The organism is Actinoplanes awajinensis subsp. mycoplanecinus (assembly GCF_001509495.1).
Lineage (GTDB): Bacteria > Actinomycetota > Actinomycetes > Mycobacteriales > Micromonosporaceae > Actinoplanes > Actinoplanes palleronii.
In genome coordinates this window covers 1-245 of record NZ_LLZH01000247.1, presented here as the reverse complement: position 1 = coordinate 245, position 245 = coordinate 1, and the positions used below count along the sequence as shown (strand labels likewise).

The window sequence follows — 245 nt, the reverse complement described above, 5'->3', positions numbered from 1 at the left end:
CGGCCGGGGTTCAGCCGCCGCCATCGGGATTTGCGCTGCTGGCGGTGGCTGCGGATGCGGTCGGCGAGGTGGTTCAGGGTCCGGCTGGACAACGGGATCGTGGCGGGGTAGGACAGCATGGCGAGGCTCCCGGTCGGGGCATCGGGTTTTGGTCGATTTGCTGTCTTACCTGGAGCCTCGCACCCATCGATCAGCACCCCCTGCCTACCGGAGCTGACCTGCAAGATCAGGTTGGAAAAGGCTCA

General features: G+C 65.7%; 1 pseudogene. It reads right to left on the bottom strand.

The annotated features are described in order from the left end of the window. Nucleotides 1-119, bottom strand: a pseudogene (locus ADL15_RS53210) (IS5/IS1182 family transposase); the annotation flags it as partial. Between the last annotated feature and the right edge of the window lie 126 nt (nucleotides 120-245).